The organism is Microbulbifer sp. SE14 (assembly GCF_059834885.1).
In genome coordinates this window covers 1-16,395 of record NZ_JCBAJA010000052.1, presented here as the reverse complement: position 1 = coordinate 16,395, position 16,395 = coordinate 1, and the positions used below count along the sequence as shown (strand labels likewise).

Below are 16,395 nucleotides of genomic sequence, written 5' to 3'. Positions count from 1 at the left end.
TGACCGTTACCCTGATCGCCCCGATCGCCATGGAAGAAGGTCTGCGCTTCGCGATCCGCGAAGGCGGCCGTACCGTTGGCGCCGGCGTTGTTGCCAAGATCATCGAGTAATTCGTGATCGCCGCGTTGCCGGATCTCTCCGGCGGCGCGCTTTGCCAAATGCGGGGGAGGGTGCTAAGATCCGCCCCCTCATTTTCGGACGCTGAGGTGTCCTAGTTCCAGGCCAGTAGTTCAATTGGTAGAGCACCGGTCTCCAAAACCGGCTGTTGGGGGTTCGAGTCCCTCCTGGCCTGCCAACTTTCCAATCGCCCCGCCTTGATTTGTGCCTGAGGGCGTCACGGGTCTCCATCGCAGTGTGATGGCCTGTGTGTATGTAAGCGCTAAGGGCTTTCTAACTTGTGTGCGCTAAGGGCTTCTTTATATGAGTGCTAAAGTAGAGGCGAAAACCTTTCGTCTTGACGGCCTGAAGTGGCTGCTGGTGCTGCTGCTGGTCGGCACTGCCGTCGCGGGCAACTCCTATTACGCCGAATTCCCCCTGCTTTACCGCGTGCTGGCGATGGTTGCGCTGTGCGTGGTGGCATTGGTGGTGGCAGTCAATACTGCCAAGGGCAATGCCTTCTGGAACCTCTTGCGGGAAGCGCAAACCGAAGTGCGTCGAGTGGTCTGGCCGACTCGTCAGGAGGCGACCCAGACTACCCTGATCGTGGTGGTGTTTGTGTTGATTATGGCGCTGATTCTATGGGCGCTGGATTCCGCCCTGGGTTGGGCAGCCTCCAAAGTTATCGGCTAAAGGTTGACGCATGTCCAAGCATTGGTACGTAGTCCAGGCTTACTCCGGCTATGAAAAGCGCGTGGCTGCCTCCCTGAAGGAGCGCATCGAGCTGCATGAGATGGATCACCTGTTCGGCGAAGTGCTGGTTCCCACCGAAGAAGTGGTGGAGATGCGCGCCGGCCAGAAGCGTAAGAGCGAGCGCAAGTTCTTCCCCGGCTATGTGCTGGTGGAGATGGAGCTGAACGACGATACCTGGCACCTGGTGAAAGAGACCCCGCGCGTATTGGGCTTTATCGGCGGCAAGGCGGACAAGCCGGCGCCGATCACCGATCGCGAGGCGCAGGCTATCCTGAATCGCATCGATGATTCCGTCGACAAGCCGAAACCCAAGACCCTGTTCGAGCCCGGCGAGATGGTGCGGGTTATCGATGGTCCCTTTAACGATTTCAACGGTGTGGTGGAAGAGGTCAACTACGAGAAGAGCCGCCTGCGCGTGGCAGTGTTGATCTTCGGTCGCTCCACCCCGGTAGAACTGGAGTTCGGTCAGGTAGAGAAAACCTGAGTGAATCCGGTGGAGCCGGATTCATAAAGTTTGCCCTCTTTCGCCTTTGGTGAAAGGGGGTTTTCGCGTCTCTGCGCGTCCATGCGCGCGGAGATCCCCGGGGAGCCGGGCGTTGCAATTTATGCGGTTGTTCAACGCAGGCGTTAGACCCATCAAGGATTGCGCTCTCGGCGCAATCCTCACAGGAGAGCTGTAATGGCTAAGAAAGTCGAAGCTTATATCAAGCTGCAAGTTAAGGCCGGCCAGGCCAACCCGAGCCCGCCCGTCGGCCCTGCGCTGGGTCAGCACGGTGTGAACATCATGGAGTTCTGTAAGGCATTCAACGCCCAGACCCAGGGGCTCGAGCCGGGCCTGCCGGTGCCGGTAGTGATCTCTGTTTACAGCGATCGCTCCTTCACCTTCATCATGAAGTCCCCGCCTGCCGCAGTGCTGCTGCGCAAGGCTGCCAAGATCAAGAGCGGTTCCGGTCGCCCGAATACCGACAAGGTGGGCAAGGTAACCCGCGCTCAGATCGAAGAAATCGTAGAGATGAAGAAGGCAGACCTGACTGCGTCCGACATGGAAGCTGCCGTGCGTACCATCGCCGGTTCCGCCCGCAGTGCCGGTATCGAAGTGGAGGGTCTGTAAGTGGCCAAGTTGAGCAAGCGTCAGCGCGCCATCGCTGAGAAAGTGGAAGCGGGCAAGGCCTACGGTATCGAAGAGGCGGTAGCCCTGTTGAAGGAACTGTCCAACGTGAAGTTCGCCGAGACCGTGGATGCGTCGATCAATCTGGGCATCGATCCGCGCAAATCCGACCAGGCCGTTCGCGGTGCCACCACCCTGCCGCACGGCACCGGTAAAGAGGTGCGCGTGGCCGTATTCACCCAGGGTGCCAACGCCGACGCGGCGAAAGAAGCCGGCGCCGACCTGGTAGGTATGGACGAGCTGGCTGCCGAGGTGAAGGCGGGCAACATGGACTTCGACGTGGTGATCGCCTCTCCGGATGCGATGCGCGTCGTCGGCCAGCTGGGCCAGATCCTCGGCCCGCGCGGCCTGATGCCGAACCCGAAGACCGGTACCGTAACCCCGGACGTGGTAACTGCGGTCAAGAATGCCAAGGCCGGTCAGGTGCGTTTCCGCGCCGACAAGGGCGGTATCATCCACGGCGGTATCGGCAAGGTGAGCTTTGATCTGAATGCGATCAAGGAGAACCTGGAAGCGCTGGTTGCGGACCTGAAAAAGGCCAAGCCGGCTTCCTCCAAGGGCGTTTACCTGAAGAAGATCACCCTGAGCACCACCATGGGCCCGGGTCTGACCATCGATCAGGCTTCCCTGAACATTTAATTGTACCTGCGGGGCGCCCCGGCTGTCCGCGCAGTAAAACCGAACTTTGGGGTCCGCTCCGCTTGCCCAGGCAAAAAGAGCGGGCCGTCAAAGACCGTAGGTGCCAGGCGTGTTTGAAGTTTTAACACGCCTGGCTTAATCCGGACTTCGGTCGGGGCGGCCATCCGAGGCCGGCCGTTGATGAAGTCCGAGCCTACGCAGACGGTGTTGCCCAAACCAGTATTTTTTGCTGGATTTGAGCTTTTTGCACCGGAACGGATCGGGGTAAGTGTTTCCCGGTCTTTTTTCAAATCCAGGAGTGACATTATGGCTATTGGACTCGAAGACAAGAAAGCGATTGTCGCAGAAGTCCAGCAAGCTGCTTCGAGCGCTCTGTCGGCGGTGGTTGCGGATTCCCGCGGCGTTACCGTGAACGACATGACCGCTCTGCGCAAAGAGGCTCGCGAGAACGGCGTTTGGCTGAAGGTCGTCCGCAACACTCTGGCGCGTCGCGCTCTGGCCGGCACCGATTACGAATGTCTCGTCGAGAAGTTCGTCGGTCCCAGCATCATCGCCTTTTCCAATGAACATCCGGGTGCCGGTGCGCGCATCCTGAGCAAGTTCGCCAAAGGCAATGACAAGCTGGAGCTGAAAGGTGCTGCCTTCGAAGGCGCGGTCACCGACATCGCACTGTTGGCAAGCCTGCCGACGTACGACGAGGCGATCGCCAAGCTGATGAGCGTGCTGAAAGAAGCATCTGCTGGCAAGCTGGTTCGCACCATTGCGGCCATCCGCGACCAAAAGGAGCAGGAAGCTGCCTAATTCTTCGCTGTGCGAAATGGTGGTTTCCCAACGACTTTTTAATGAATTGACGAGCAGTTTACTGCTCACACAAATCAGGTACTGACTCATGTCTCTGACTAAAGAAGATATCATCAATGCTGTTGCCGAAATGTCTGTTAAGGACGTTGTCGAGCTGATCGAAGCAATGGAAGAGAAGTTCGGCGTAACCGCAGCTGCTGCTGTTGTAGCCGGCCCGGCTGGCGGCGAAGCTGCCGCTGAAGAGAAAGACTCTTTCGACGTAATCCTGGCTTCTGCCGGCGACAAGAAAGTGAACGTGATCAAGGTTGTTCGCGGCATCACCGGCCTGGGCCTGAAAGAAGCCAAGGCACTGGTAGACGGCGCTCCGAGCCCGCTGAAAGAAGGCGCTACCAAGGAAGAAGCCGAAGCGGCCAAGAAAGAGCTGGAAGAAGCTGGCGCAACTGTAGAACTGAAGTAATTCGGTTGTTGCGACTCTCCGCTGCCGATCGGGGAAAACGGTCGGCAGCGGCAAGGCTGGTGGACTTTTGTCCGCCGGCCTTTTTGCCGTTTTCGGCAGCGCCGTTTTTGCGACGGCCCGGTCAAGTGGGTGTGACCGCCGCGACCTCGAGTACACCTTAACCCACTCTGTGCGCTGCTGGAAAGCGCGAGAGAGGTTTCCGATCAGTGTGGGAATGCTGCATTGATCAGAGGCTTCTCGCCCGGAGGAGCTTCGCATTGCCGCTAGCGGCCGAAGCTCCACGAAGTCTTGTCACCGATCAAGCTGGGGAATATGAATGGCTTACTCATACACTGAGAAAAAACGTATCCGCAAGGATTTTGGCAAACTGCCTAAGGTAATGGATGTGCCTTTCCTCCTTGCGATACAGCTGGATTCTTATCGCAATTTCACACAGGCCGACAAGCGCCCCGACGAGCGGCTGGACGTCGGCCTGCAGGCGGCGTTCAAGTCCGTATTTCCGATTGTCAGCTATTCCGGCAATGCCGCCCTGGAGTATGTGAGCTACACCCTGGGCAAGCCGGCCTTCGACGTCAAAGAATGTACCCTGCGCGGCGTGACCTACGCCTGCCCGCTGCGGGTGCGCGTGCGCCTGATCATTTACGACAAGGAATCTGCCAGCAAGTCCATCAAGGACATCAAGGAGCAGGAAGTTTACATGGGCGAAATCCCGCTCATGACCGACAACGGTACCTTCGTGATCAACGGTACCGAGCGCGTGATCGTGTCCCAGCTGCACCGTTCCCCGGGTGTCTTCTTCGATCACGACAAGGGCAAGACCCACTCCTCCGGCAAGCTGCTCTACGCCGCGCGCGTTATCCCCTACCGCGGCTCCTGGCTGGACTTCGAGTTCGACCCGAAAGACCTCGTTTACGTGCGCATCGACCGCCGCCGCAAACTGCCGGCGACCATCCTGCTGCGCGCCCTGGGCTACAGCTCCCAGGAAATGCTGGAAATGTTCTTCGACACCAGCAAGTTCGAACTGCACGAGGAGAACTGCAGTCTCGAGCTGATTCCGTCGCGCCTGCGCGGTGACGTCGCCTCCTTTGATATCAAGGACGGCAAGGGCAAGGTCATCGTCGAGGAAGGCCGCCGCATCACCCCGCGCCATATCCGCCAGTTGGAAAAGGCCGGCGTCGAGCGCCTGGAGGCACCGCTGGACTACCTGTACGGCCGCGTGCTGGCCCACGACATCGTCGACGAGTCCACCGGCGAAGTGGCGATCGAATGTAACAGCGAAATCACCGAAGAGGTGATCGGCAAGCTGCGCGCGCTGGGTGTCAAGAAGTTCGAGACCCTGTACACCAACGACCTGGACCGCGGTCCGTTTATTTCCGACACCTTGCGCGCGGATCCGTCGCGCACCCAGTTGGAAGCGCTGGTGGAAATCTACCGCATGATGCGCCCTGGCGAGCCGCCGACCAAGGAGTCTGCGGAGTCCCTGTTCGAGAACCTCTTCTTCACTGACGAGCGCTATGACCTGTCCGCGGTCGGCCGCATGAAGTTCAATCGCCGCCTGGGCCGCGAAGACGAGACCGGCGAGGGTACCCTGAGCAGGGAAGATATCGTCGACGTGCTGAAGACGCTGATCGATATCCGCAACGGCCAGGGCATGGTGGACGACATCGACCACCTGGGTAACCGCCGTGTGCGCTCCGTGGGCGAGATGGCCGAGAACCAGTTCCGCGTGGGCCTGGTGCGCGTCGAGCGCGCGGTGAAAGAGCGCCTGTCCATGGCCGAGTCCGAGGGCCTGATGCCCCAGGACCTGATCAATGCCAAGCCGGTGGCCGCGGCGGTGAAGGAGTTCTTCGGCTCCTCGCAGCTGTCCCAGTTTATGGACCAGAACAACCCGCTGTCGGAAGTGACCCACAAGCGCCGCGTCTCCGCACTCGGCCCGGGCGGCCTGACCCGCGAGCGCGCCGGCTTCGAGGTGCGCGACGTGCACCCGACCCACTACGGCCGCGTGTGTCCGATCGAGACACCGGAAGGTCCGAACATCGGCCTGATCAACTCCCTGGCCACCTACGCCCGCGCCAACCACTACGGCTTCCTCGAGAGCCCGTACCGGAAGGTGGTCGACGGCCAGGTGACCGACGAGATCGAATACCTGTCCGCGATCAACGAGGCCAACTACGTGATCGCCCAGGCGTCCGCCGCGGTGGACGAAAAGGGCCGCTTCACCGACGACCTGGTCAGCGTGCGTCACCAGAACGAGTTCACCCTGAAGACGCCGGATGAGATCCAGTATATGGACGTGTCCGCGCGCCAGGTGGTTTCCGTGGCCGCGGCCATGATTCCGTTCCTGGAGCACGACGACGCCAACCGCGCCCTGATGGGTTCCAACATGCAGCGCCAGGCGGTGCCGACCCTGCGCGCCGAGAAGCCGCTGGTGGGCACCGGCATGGAGCGCACCGTGGCGCGCGACTCCGGCGTCTGTGTGGTGGCGCGTCGCGGCGGTGTGATCGAGCGCGTCGATGCCAGCCGCGTGGTGGTGCGCGTGGCCGACGCCGAGGTGGAAGCCGGTGAGGCGGGTGTGGATATCTACAACCTGACCAAGTACACCCGCTCCAACCAGAACACCTGCATCAACCAGCGCCCGATCGTGAAGACCGGCGATGTGGTGGAGCGCGGCGATATCCTCGCCGACGGCCCCTCCGTGGACCTGGGCGAGCTGGCCCTGGGCCAGAACATGCGCATCGCCTTCATGCCCTGGAACGGCTACAACTTCGAGGACTCCATCCTGATCAGTGAGCGCGTGGTGCAGGAGGATCGCTTCACCACCATCCACATCCAGGAGCTGACCTGTATCGCCCGCGATACCAAGCTGGGCAGCGAGGAGATCACCGCGGATATCCCCAACGTGGGCGAGTCCGCGCTGAACAAGCTGGACGAGTCCGGCATCGTCTACATCGGTGCCGAAGTGGGCGCCGGCGATATCCTGGTGGGCAAGGTGACCCCGAAGGGCGAAGCCCAGCTGACCCCGGAAGAGAAGCTGCTGCGCGCCATCTTCGGTGAGAAGGCGTCCGACGTGAAGGACACCTCCCTGCGCGCGCCGTCCGGCACCCGCGGTACCGTCATCGACGTGCAGGTGTTCACCCGCGACGGCCTGCAGAAGGACCAGCGCTCCCTGGATATCGAGAAGGCGCAGCTGGACGAGGTGCGCAAGGACCTGAACGAGGAGTACCGCATCGTCGAGGGCGCGACTTTCGAGCGCCTGCAGGCGGCCCTGGAAGGCCAGAAGGCCGCCGGTGGCAAGGGCGTCAAGAAGGGCGACGTGCTCACCGCCGAAGTGCTGGCCAAGCTGCCGCGCGAGGACTGGTTCAAGCTGCGCATGGCCGAGGAGAGCCTGAACGAGCAGCTGGAAAAAGCCGAGGCGCAGCTGAAAGAGCGCCGCAAGCTGCTCGACGAGCAGTTCGAGGACAAGAAGAAGAAACTGGAGTCCGGCGACGACCTGGCGCCGGGCGTGCTGAAAATCGTCAAGGTCTACCTGGCGATCAAGCGCCGCATCCAGCCGGGCGACAAGATGGCCGGTCGCCACGGTAACAAGGGTGTTATCTCCGTGATCAAGCCGGTCGAGGACATGCCCTACGACGAAAACGGCGAGCCGGTGGATATCGTCCTGAACCCCCTGGGCGTGCCGTCGCGGATGAACGTGGGCCAGGTTCTGGAAATGCACCTGGGCATGGCCGCCAAGGGCCTGGGCGTGAAGATCGACCGCATGCTCAAGGAGCAGCAGGAAGTGGCCAAGATCCGCGGCTTCCTGGAGGAGGTGTACAACTCCACCGGCGGCCGCGTCGAGGAGCTGGACTCCCTCACCGACCAGGAGGTCCTGGAGATGGCGGGGAACCTGCGCAAGGGCGTGCCCATGGCGACGCCGGTATTCGACGGCGCCGACGAGAGCGAGATCAAGCAGCTGCTGCGCCTGGCGGATGTGCCGGACTCCGGCCAGATCACCCTGTACGACGGCCGCACCGGCGACGCCTTCGAGCGCCCGGTGACCGTGGGCTACATGTACATGCTGAAGCTGAACCACCTGGTGGACGACAAGATGCACGCGCGCTCCACCGGTTCCTACAGCCTGGTTACCCAGCAGCCGCTGGGCGGTAAGGCCCAGTTCGGTGGCCAGCGCTTCGGTGAGATGGAGGTCTGGGCACTGGAGGCCTACGGCGCCGCCTACACCCTGCAGGAAATGCTGACGGTCAAATCCGATGACGTGGAGGGCCGGACCAAGATGTACAAGAACATCGTGGACTCCGACCACCGCATGGAACCGGGTATGCCGGAGTCCTTCAACGTACTGGTCAAGGAAATCCGCTCGCTCGGTATGAACTTCGAGCTTGAGCACGAGTAAGAACGGTCCGTTGTTGGATTAAGTAGATAGAGACCGGCGACCCGCCAGCATTTGGGGCGCCGGCCCGCCCGGCCCGGCCGGGATGACTATCCCCTAGTGGAGGAAAGGCCTTGAAAGATTTGTTAAACCTGGTGAAAGACCGGGAACAGCTGGAAGAGTTTGACGCTATCCGTATCGGTCTGGCTTCGCCGGACATGATCCGCTCCTGGTCCTACGGCGAAGTGAAGAAGCCGGAGACCATCAACTACCGCACCTTCAAGCCGGAGCGAGAGGGCCTGTTCTGCGCCAAGATCTTCGGCCCGGTGAAGGACTACGAGTGCCTGTGCGGCAAGTACAAGCGCATGAAGCACCGCGGCATCATCTGCGAGAAGTGCGGCGTTGAAGTGACCAAGGCCAAGGTGCGCCGCGAGCGCATGGGCCACATCGAGCTGGCCAGCCCGGTCGCGCACATTTGGTTCCTGAAGTCCCTGCCGTCCCGTATCGGCCTGCTGCTGGACATGACCCTGCGCGATATCGAGCGCGTGCTCTACTTCGAATCCTATGTGGTGACCGATCCGGGTATGACCAACCTGGAGCGCGGCCAGCTGCTGAACGACGAGCAGTACTTCGAGGCTATGGAGGAGTGGGCCGACGAGTTCGAGGCCAAGATGGGCGCCGAGGCGATCCAGGAGCTGATGCGCGATATCGACCTGCCGGCGGAAATCCAGCGCCTGCGTGAGGAGATCCCGGCCACCAACTCCGAGACCAAGATCAAGAAGCTGTCCAAGCGCCTGAAGCTGCTGGAGGCCTTCTACAAGTCCGGCAACAACCCGGAGTGGATGATCATGCAGGCGCTGCCGGTACTGCCGCCGGACCTGCGCCCGCTGGTACCCCTGGACGGCGGCCGTTTCGCGACCTCCGACCTGAACGACCTGTACCGCCGCGTGATCAACCGCAACAACCGCCTGAAGCGCCTGCTCGAGCTGAACGCGCCGGACATCATCGTGCGCAACGAAAAGCGCATGCTGCAGGAGTCCGTGGACGCGCTGCTGGACAACGGCCGCCGCGGCCGCGCCATCACCGGCTCCAACAAGCGCCCGCTGAAGTCCCTGGCCGATATGATCAAGGGCAAGCAGGGCCGCTTCCGCCAGAACCTGCTGGGCAAGCGCGTCGACTACTCCGGCCGTTCCGTGATCGTGGTCGGCCCGACCCTGCGCCTGCACCAGTGTGGCCTGCCGAAGAAGATGGCCCTGGAGCTGTTCAAGCCGTTCATCTTCGGCAAGCTGGAAGCCCGCGGCCTGGCCACCACCATCAAGGCGGCCAAGAAGATGGTCGAGCGCGAAGAGGCCGTGGTGTGGGACATCCTCGACGAGGTGATCCGCGAGCACCCGGTGCTGCTGAACCGCGCTCCGACCCTGCACCGACTGGGTATCCAGGCGTTTGAGCCCGTGCTGATCGAGGGCAAGGCGATCCAGTTGCACCCGCTGGTGTGTGCGGCCTACAACGCGGACTTCGACGGCGACCAGATGGCGGTGCACGTGCCGCTGACCATCGAGGCACAGCTGGAATCCCGCGCGCTGATGATGTCCACCAACAACATCCTGTCGCCCGCCAACGGCGAGCCGATCATCGTGCCGTCCCAGGACGTGGTACTGGGTCTCTACTGGATGACCCGCGAGCGCGTCAACGACAAGGGAGAGGGCATGTTCTTCTCCGATATCAAGGAGGTGAGCCGCGCTTTCTATGGCAAGCAGGTGGGTCTGCAGGCGAAGGTCAAGGTGCGCATCCGCGAAGTGGAAGTCGGCGAGGACGGCGAGAAACGCGAGAAGCGCAGCATCTACGACACCACCGTCGGCCGCGCGCTGCTGTGGAACATAGTGCCGGACGGCCTGTCCTTCGAGATGGTCAACCAGCCGATGAAGAAGAAGGCCATCTCGCGCATCCTGAACGAGTGCTACCGCAATGTTGGCCTGAAGGCGACAGTAATCTTTGCCGACCAACTGATGTACACCGGTTTCGATTTCTCCACCAAGTCCGGTTCCTCCATCGGTGTGAACGACTTCGAGATCCCGGCCGCCAAGGCCGACCTGATCGCCGCCGCGGAAGCGGAAGTAAAGGAGATCGAGAGCCAGTTCGCCTCAGGCCTGGTAACCGCTGGCGAAAAGTACAACAAGGTGATCGACGTCTGGTCCCGTACCAACGACAAGGTGACCCAGGCGATGATGGCCGGCATCAAGAAAGAGCCGGTGATCGACCGCGACGGTAACGAGACGGAGCAGGACTCCTTCAACTCCGTGTACATGTACGCGGACTCCGGTGCCCGTGGTTCCGAGGCGCAGATCCGCCAGCTGGCCGGTATGCGCGGCCTGATGGCGCGTCCGGACGGCTCCATTATCGAGAACGCCATTACCGCGAACTTTCGCGAGGGTCTCTCGGTACTGCAGTACTTCATCTCCACCCACGGCGCCCGTAAGGGTCTGGCGGATACCGCACTGAAGACCGCCAACTCCGGTTACCTGACCCGCCGCCTGGTGGACGTGGCCCAGGACGTGGTGATCACCGAGACCGACTGTGGCACCGACGACGGCCTGACCATGGCGCCGGTGATCGAGGGCGGCGATGTGATCGAGTCCCTCGGTGACCGTATCCTCGGTCGCGTAGTGGCGCGCGACGTGCTGAAGCCGGGCAGTGATGAGATCGCCGTACCCGCCGGTACCATGATCGACGAGGCCTGGGTCGAGCGCATCGAGGCCATGGGTATCGACGAGGTGATCGTGCGATCGCCGATCACCTGTGAAACCGCTCACGGTATCTGCGCCCAGTGCTACGGCCGCGACCTGGCCCGCGGTCACCGCGCCAACTCCGGTGAATCCGTGGGTGTGGTTGCCGCCCAGTCCATCGGTGAGCCGGGCACCCAGCTGACCATGCGGACCTTCCACATCGGTGGTGCGGCGAGCCGCGCCTCCGCGGCGGACAGTATCCAGGTGAAGCAGGAAGGTACCGTGCGCCTGCACAACGTGAAGACGGTGAAGACCGAGCAGGGCCACCTGGTGGCGGTTTCGCGCTCCGGTGAGCTGGCCATCGCCGACAGCGCCGGCCGCGAGCGCGAGCGCTACAAGCTGCCCTACGGTGCCAGCATTACTGTGGCGGAGGGTGCCGAGGTCCAGGGTGGCCAGGTGGTTGCCAAGTGGGACCCGCACACTCACCCGATCATCACCGAGGTGGCCGGCTGGGTGAAGCTGTCCGGCATGGAAGAGGGTCTGTCGATCCGCAGGCAGACCGACGAGATTACCGGCCTGTCCTCCATCGAGGTGATCGACCCGGCGGAGCGCCCTGCGGCCGGTAAGGACCTGCGCCCGGCGGTTACGCTGGTGGATGAGAACGGCGAGGAACTGACCCTGGCCAGCAGCAATGCGCCGGCGCACTACGCGCTGCCGCCGCGCGCCATCCTGAGCCTGAAAGATGGTGACAAGGTGAATATCGGTGACGTTATCGCCCGTATTCCGCAGGAATCCGGTGGTACCAAGGACATCACCGGTGGTCTGCCGCGGGTTGCCGACCTGTTCGAGGCGCGGAAGCCGAAGGAGCCGTCCATCCTGGCGGAGATCTCCGGCACCGTCTCCTTCGGCAAGGAGACCAAGGGCAAGGTGCGCCTGCAGATCACCCCGGCAGACGGCAAGCCGCTGGCCTCCGGCAAGGATCACTATGAGGTGCTGATTCCGAAGCACCGCCAGCTGACCGTGTTCGAGGGCGAGACGGTGGAGAAGGGCGAGGTCATCTCCGAGGGGCCGTCCAACCCGCACGACATCCTGCGCCTGAAGGGCGTGGAGGAGCTGGCGCGCTACATCACCAACGAGATCCAGGAGGTCTACCGCCTGCAGGGCGTGAAGATCAACGACAAGCACATCGAGGTGATCGTGCGCCAGATGCTGCGCAAGGTGGAAATCCTCGAGATGGGCGATTCCGAGTTCATCAAGGGCGACCAGGTGGAGTACCAGCGGGTCATCGAGGAGAACGAGCGTCTGCGCGCCGAGGGCAAGCAACCGGCCCAGTTCGAGCGCCTGCTGCTGGGTATCACCAAGGCGTCCCTGGCCACCGAGTCCTTCCTGTCCGCAGCCTCCTTCCAGGAGACCACCCGCGTACTGACGGAGGCGGCGGTGACCGGCAAGGAGGACAGCCTGCGCGGCCTGAAGGAGAACGTGGTGGTTGGTCGCCTGATCCCGGCCGGTACCGGCCTGGCGCACCACGCCGAGCGCAAGCGCAAGCGCAGCCTGCAGCTGGAGGAAGGCTTCGGCGAAGGCCCGTCCGCCGCCGAGGTGGAAGCGGCCCTGACCGAGGCCCTGAAGTCCTCGGGCGAGTAAAGATCCCGATCCGAGAGCTCCCCTCTCCCGCTTGCGGGAGGGGGGGCTGGGGGAGAGGATGCCGGTAGGATGCACCGTGGCGGCCCTGCTACCGGTGGCTTCTCGCCAGACACGGGCTAGGCGCCGCCTGTGAATACGTCCCTGTACGCTCTCCACGGCCATCCATGGCCGTGAAAGGTCTGGCGAGAAGCCCCCGGTATCAGGGCCTTCGCATCGAGTTCAGCACGTTTGTTCAGGCTGAGCATGGATTGGCACTGAGGTTAGTACTTACTTTCGCTGCCAATTGACTAGGCGGGCCGCCGCCTATAGAATGCGGCCCCCGCTTATGTGGGGTGTTCTGTCCGGCGCTTTTGGGTAAAGCAAGGTGCCGGCAGTACACACAGACGACTGGGCCCCCGCTCTCGAGGTGGGGGCGTTTTATTTTTGGAGTGATTTTTAATGGCAACGATCAACCAGTTGGTTCGTAAGCCGAGAAAACGCAAAGTCGAAAAAAGCGACGTTCCCGCTCTGCAGGCCAACCCGCAGCGCCGTGGAGTTTGCACTCGCGTGTACACCACTACACCGAAGAAGCCGAACTCCGCACTGCGCAAGGTTTGCCGTGTGCGCCTGACCAACGGTTTCGAAGTGACTTCGTACATCGGTGGTGAGGGTCACAACCTGCAGGAGCACAGCGTAGTACTGATTCGCGGCGGTCGTGTAAAGGACCTGCCGGGTGTGCGCTACCACACTGTGCGCGGTGCACTGGACTGTGCCGGCGTCAACGATCGCAAGCAGGGCCGTTCCAAGTACGGCGTCAAGCGTCCCAAAGGTTAATCCCCTTTAACGATTTGCGTTTCGGTTTCCAACCGGAGTAAGGCTGAGCTCGCCGATTTGTATTGATGTACGGCGGCGTCTCGGAGCAACCCTGAAGAGAGGCAATTCCAATGCCAAGAAGACGAGTAGTCGCCAAGCGCGAAGTACTGCCCGATCCCAAATTCGGGAATGTCACCCTGGCCAAGTTCATGAACCACGTCATGATCAGTGGCAAGAAATCTGTTGCAGAGAGCATCGTCTACGGTGCCCTGGACATGGTTTCAGAAAAACTTAACAAAGACCCTATCGAAGTTTTCGAAGAGTCCCTGGAAAATATCGCGCCGATGGTGGAGGTTAAGTCCCGCCGTGTCGGTGGTGCGACTTACCAGGTGCCGGTAGAAGTGCGTCCCTCGCGCCGCATGGCACTGGCAATGCGTTGGCTGGTTGAGTTCTCCCGCAAGCGCGGCGAGAAGTCCATGGCCCAGCGCCTGGCCAATGAAATGATCGACGCATCCCAGAACAAGGGCGGCGCGGTCAAGAAGCGTGAAGACGTACACCGTATGGCGGAAGCCAACAAGGCGTTCTCTCACTACCGCTTCTAAGTCTGATGAATACCCCCATCGGAAATTAATACCGAAAGGCAGCACGGAAATTTCCAGGCTGCCTTTTGCCGTTATATCGAGGATACAACTGTGGCACGTCAAACGCCTATCGCACGCTATCGCAATATCGGTATCTGCGCCCACGTAGATGCCGGTAAAACCACTACTACCGAGCGCGTACTCTTCTACACCGGCCTGTCCCACAAGATTGGTGAGGTACACGAAGGTGCCGCCACCATGGACTGGATGGAGCAGGAGCAGGAGCGCGGGATCACCATCACCTCCGCGGCGACCACCTGTTTCTGGGCCGGTATGCAGCAGCAGTTCCCGCAGCACCGCATCAACATCATCGACACCCCCGGGCACGTTGACTTCACCATCGAAGTGGAACGCTCCCTGCGCGTGCTCGATGGTGCCGTGGTCGTGCTGTGCGGTTCCTCCGGTGTGCAGCCGCAGACCGAGACCGTATGGCGCCAGGCCAACAAATACGAAGTGCCGCGCATGGTATTCGTGAACAAGATGGACCGCGCCGGTGCGGACTTCCGCAAGGTCGTCGGCCAGCTGAAAACCCGCCTGAACGCCAACGCCGTGCCGCTGCAGATGACCATCGGTGCCGAGGACGACTTCAAGGGCGTCGTCGACCTGGTCAAGATGAAGGCCATCCTGTGGAACGAAGACGACATGGGCATGACCTTCGACTACGCCGACATCCCCGCCGACATGCAGGACGAGTGCGATGAGATGCGCGAGTTCCTGGTGGAAGCGGCCGCGGAAGCCAGCGAAGAGCTGATGGAGAAATACCTGGAAGAGGGCGAGCTGTCTGAAGAGGAAATCAAGGCAGCCATCCGCCAGCGCACCCTGGCCAACGAAATCGTGCCGGTTCTGGGCGGTTCCGCGTTCAAGAACAAAGGTGTACAGGCGGTACTGGACGCAGTGATCGAATACCTGCCGGCGCCGACCGAAGTTCGCGCCATCGAAGGTACCCTGGAAGATGGCGAGACCATCGAGACCCGCGAAGCCGACGACGATGCGCCGTTCGCTGCGCTGGCGTTCAAGATTGCTACCGATCCCTTCGTCGGTACCCTGACTTTCTTCCGCGTTTACTCCGGCAAGCTGGAGAGCGGCACCGCGGTGTACAACTCCGTGAAGATGAAGAAAGAGCGCGTCGGCCGTATGGTGCAGATGCACTCCAACAACCGTCAGGAAATCAAGGAAGTACTGGCCGGCGACATCGCTGCGGCCATCGGCCTGAAGGACGTGACCACCGGTGATACGCTGTGCTCCGAGAGCCACAAGATCGTGCTCGAGCGCATGGAATTCCCGGAGCCGGTAATCTCCGTGGCGGTTGAGCCCAAGTCCAAGGCCGACCAGGAAAAAATGGGCATCGCCCTGGGCAAGCTGGCCCAGGAAGACCCGTCTTTCCGCGTCAAGACCGACGAAGAGACCGGCCAGACCATCATCTCCGGTATGGGTGAGCTGCACCTGGACATCATCGTCGACCGTATGCGCCGCGAGTTCAACGTGGAAGCCAACATCGGCAAGCCGCAGGTGGCCTACCGTGAGCGCATCACCAACAAGTGCGAGATCGAAGGCAAGTTCGTGCGCCAGTCCGGTGGTCGCGGTCAGTATGGCCACGTGTGGATCCGCTTCGAGCCGAACCTGGAAGAGGGTGCGGACGAAGGTCTCGTGTTCGAGAACGAGATCGTGGGTGGTGTGGTACCGAAGGAATATATTCCGGCGGTACAGAAGGGCATCGAAGAGCAGATGCAGAATGGTGTTCTGGCCGGCTACCCGCTGCTGGGCCTGAAGGCAACCATCTACGATGGTTCTTACCACGATGTAGACTCCAACGAAATGGCGTTTAAAATCGCCGCTTCTATGGCGACCAAGCAGCTGGCCCAGAAGGGCGGTGCAGTACTGCTGGAGCCGGTGATGAAGGTGGAGGTTGTTACTCCGGAAGAGAACATGGGTGACGTGGTTGGTGACCTGAACCGCCGTCGCGGCCTGATCCAGGGTATGGATGAGAGCGCGTCCGGCAAGGTGATCAACGCGGAGGTCCCGCTGGCCGAAATGTTCGGCTACGCAACCGACCTGCGTTCTGCTACCCAGGGTCGCGCTACTTACACCATGGAGTTCCTGAAGTACGCGGAAGCGCCGAAGAACGTCGCCGATGAGATCATCGCGAAGAACAAGGCCTGATTTTTTAAATTTTAGTCTTAACTTCTTTTAGCTAGAGGACATTGAAAAATGGCAAAAGAAAAGTTTGAACGTTCCAAGCCCCACGTAAACGTGGGCACCATCGGTCACGTTGACCACGGTAAAACCACCCTGACTGCCGCGCTGACCCGCGTGTGCGC

The 16,395-nt window shown here is 61.4% G+C and carries 13 protein-coding genes and 1 tRNA gene; all 14 read left to right on the top strand.

What is annotated here, in order from left to right; all coding sequences use genetic code 11:
- The coding region (locus AC6R19_RS22265; protein WP_500581089.1) for an EF-Tu C-terminal domain-related protein at positions 1–110 on the top strand (110 nt) is incomplete at its 5' end.
- Positions 111–219: 109 nt separating this feature from the next.
- Positions 220–295 (top strand) — tRNA-Trp (locus tag AC6R19_RS22260).
- Positions 296–420: 125 nt separating this feature from the next.
- Positions 421–789 (top strand): preprotein translocase subunit SecE, encoded by a 369-nt coding sequence (secE, locus tag AC6R19_RS22255; protein WP_500582073.1) that lies wholly within the window; start codon positions 421–423, stop codon positions 787–789.
- 10 nt (positions 790–799) lie between these two features.
- Complete coding sequence (gene nusG / locus AC6R19_RS22250; protein ID WP_073277970.1) at positions 800–1,333, top strand: transcription termination/antitermination protein NusG; 534 nt, start codon at positions 800–802, stop codon at positions 1,331–1,333.
- A 195-nt stretch (positions 1,334–1,528) separates the two neighbouring features.
- Positions 1,529–1,960 (top strand): 50S ribosomal protein L11, encoded by a 432-nt coding sequence (rplK, locus tag AC6R19_RS22245; protein WP_091391256.1) that lies wholly within the window; start codon positions 1,529–1,531, stop codon positions 1,958–1,960.
- Positions 1,961–2,656: a 50S ribosomal protein L1 gene (gene rplA / locus AC6R19_RS22240; protein WP_500582072.1), complete on the top strand. Its 696-nt coding sequence runs from the start codon at positions 1,961–1,963 to the stop codon at positions 2,654–2,656.
- Positions 2,657–2,962: 306 nt separating this feature from the next.
- Positions 2,963–3,457, top strand: a complete 495-nt coding sequence (gene rplJ / locus AC6R19_RS22235; protein WP_500582071.1) for a 50S ribosomal protein L10 — start codon at positions 2,963–2,965, stop codon at positions 3,455–3,457.
- A gap of 88 nt (positions 3,458–3,545) precedes the next feature.
- Positions 3,546–3,914 carry a 50S ribosomal protein L7/L12 gene (gene rplL / locus AC6R19_RS22230; protein ID WP_475113238.1) on the top strand — a complete coding sequence of 123 codons (369 nt, stop codon included), beginning with the start codon at positions 3,546–3,548 and terminating at the stop codon, positions 3,912–3,914.
- Positions 3,915–4,230: 316 nt separating this feature from the next.
- On the top strand, positions 4,231–8,304 hold the full coding sequence (gene rpoB, locus AC6R19_RS22225; RefSeq protein WP_500582070.1) for a DNA-directed RNA polymerase subunit beta: 4,074 nt from the start codon (positions 4,231–4,233) through the stop codon (positions 8,302–8,304).
- 110 nt (positions 8,305–8,414) lie between these two features.
- On the top strand, positions 8,415–12,644 hold the full coding sequence (gene rpoC / locus AC6R19_RS22220) for a DNA-directed RNA polymerase subunit beta' (protein ID WP_500582069.1): 4,230 nt from the start codon (positions 8,415–8,417) through the stop codon (positions 12,642–12,644).
- A 438-nt stretch (positions 12,645–13,082) separates the two neighbouring features.
- On the top strand, positions 13,083–13,457 hold the full coding sequence (gene rpsL / locus AC6R19_RS22215; protein ID WP_500582068.1) for a 30S ribosomal protein S12: 375 nt from the start codon (positions 13,083–13,085) through the stop codon (positions 13,455–13,457).
- A 110-nt stretch (positions 13,458–13,567) separates the two neighbouring features.
- The gene (gene rpsG / locus AC6R19_RS22210; protein WP_067087073.1) at positions 13,568–14,038 is read left to right on the top strand and encodes a 30S ribosomal protein S7; all 471 of its coding nucleotides are present in this window, start codon (positions 13,568–13,570) and stop codon (positions 14,036–14,038) included.
- 90 nt (positions 14,039–14,128) lie between these two features.
- Positions 14,129–16,237: an elongation factor G gene (fusA, locus tag AC6R19_RS22205; protein ID WP_500582067.1), complete on the top strand. Its 2,109-nt coding sequence runs from the start codon at positions 14,129–14,131 to the stop codon at positions 16,235–16,237.
- 48 nt (positions 16,238–16,285) lie between these two features.
- Positions 16,286–16,395: GTP-binding protein (locus AC6R19_RS22200; RefSeq protein ID WP_211218377.1), on the top strand; the 110-nt coding region annotated here is incomplete at its 3' end.

Excerpts from the sequence above, each read along its gene's own strand:
- secE (WP_500582073.1), top strand. The coding sequence starts at position 421 with ATGAGTGCTAAAGTAGAGGCGAAAACCTTTCGTCTTGACGGCCTGAAG.
- nusG (WP_073277970.1), top strand. The coding sequence starts at position 800 with ATGTCCAAGCATTGGTACGTAGTCCAGGCTTACTCCGGCTATGAAAAG.
- rplK (WP_091391256.1), top strand. The coding sequence starts at position 1,529 with ATGGCTAAGAAAGTCGAAGCTTATATCAAGCTGCAAGTTAAGGCCGGC.
- rplJ (WP_500582071.1), top strand. The coding sequence starts at position 2,963 with ATGGCTATTGGACTCGAAGACAAGAAAGCGATTGTCGCAGAAGTCCAG.
- rplL (WP_475113238.1), top strand. The coding sequence starts at position 3,546 with ATGTCTCTGACTAAAGAAGATATCATCAATGCTGTTGCCGAAATGTCT.
- rpoB (WP_500582070.1), top strand. The coding sequence starts at position 4,231 with ATGGCTTACTCATACACTGAGAAAAAACGTATCCGCAAGGATTTTGGC.
- rpsL (WP_500582068.1), top strand. The coding sequence starts at position 13,083 with ATGGCAACGATCAACCAGTTGGTTCGTAAGCCGAGAAAACGCAAAGTC.
- rpsG (WP_067087073.1), top strand. The coding sequence starts at position 13,568 with ATGCCAAGAAGACGAGTAGTCGCCAAGCGCGAAGTACTGCCCGATCCC.